The sequence below is a fragment of the Croceicoccus bisphenolivorans genome, from assembly GCF_001634625.1.
Taxonomy (GTDB): Bacteria; Pseudomonadota; Alphaproteobacteria; order Sphingomonadales; family Sphingomonadaceae; genus Croceicoccus; species Croceicoccus bisphenolivorans.
The window spans coordinates 1-1,052 of sequence record NZ_LRSE01000057.1 but is presented as its reverse complement, the minus strand read 5'-3'; the positions used below and the strand labels follow the sequence as shown (position 1 = coordinate 1,052).

The 1,052-nt window shown below is 59.4% G+C and carries 1 protein-coding gene; it reads right to left on the bottom strand.

Annotated features, from left to right (window positions below; all coding sequences use genetic code 11):
* Positions 1 to 98: 98 nt before the first annotated feature.
* A complete protein-coding gene (locus A7A77_RS17280; RefSeq protein WP_066561323.1) occupies positions 99 to 737 on the bottom strand; it encodes an outer membrane protein in 639 nt (212 codons plus the stop codon).
* Between the last annotated feature and the right edge of the window lie 315 nt (positions 738 to 1,052).

Genomic DNA, 1,052 nt, shown 5'->3' with positions numbered 1-1,052 from the left:
CGGCGCTGCGGGTCGGGGTTTCGGTCGCGGCACCCTGCCCCATGCAAAAAGGGCCGAGGCTTGCGCCCCGGCCCTTCGCTTGATTCTCAGGCTGGGCCTCAGAAACGGTAGGCCAGACCGGCCTTGAAGTTGTTGTTGTCGATGCTCAGGCCGTCGATGCCCTGATCGCCATAGCTGGAAATCACGTACTCGGCGCGCAGCGACACCTTTTCCGCGACCATCGTTTCAAGGCCGAGGCCGTACTGGATCGCGTCTTCGCTCTCGCTATCCTTGTAGGTTTCGATGCCGTCGTTCAGCGTCGCTTCGAAGTTCGTCGACAGCCAGCCGATGCGGGCATAGACGCCGGTCGACGGATTGACCTTCATGCCAAGGCGTGCGGCGACGCCGAAGCTTTCCTTCGCCTTTACCGCAAGGCCGATCGTGTCGACGCCGTCGGTTGCCGAAATTTCGACCGAAGCGTCGCTCAACTGCGCGAAGCCTTCGACAGCGACGAAGGTGTTGCGGCCGCCAAGGTGATAGCCGGCGAACAGGCCGCCCATCGCGCCATTGCCGCTAAGACCGTCGAGCGTGCCGGTCGCATCGATGCCGACGACGTCATAAAGGTCGATATCCTCGACCTTCACCTCGTAATTGTCGAAGCCGCCTTCGACGCCGGCATAAAGACCCTGAAAGGACTGCGCCTGCGCAGGCACCGCGAACAGGGCCGAAGCGAGAAGAGCAGTTGCTACGTATTTCATGTATTCCCCCATAGGATGGACGGATTCGTTTCCGTCGGGGCGGCTTTTGCCGAGAAGAGATTAACAAATCCAACCTCGATTATTTTTTTCCTCAGGTTTTTACTTCATTTTTTATGTAACTGTTCTGAAACGAAATTTGTTATTTTCCTACAATAGCTTACTTGGGTTAAGGCGTACTTCCACCCCCGCACCGGAGCGCGCCGATGTCCGATCCCTTCCCCTTCACTCCCGTAGAGCGGGCCGCCCATGCCCGTCTGACGCCGGAAGTCCAGCGGGCCTTCGTGGCCGCTCTGGCGCAGACGGGGCTGGTGTCGG

Excerpts from the sequence above, each read along its gene's own strand:
- A7A77_RS17280 (WP_066561323.1), bottom strand. The coding sequence starts at position 737 with ATGAAATACGTAGCAACTGCTCTTCTCGCTTCGGCCCTGTTCGCGGTG.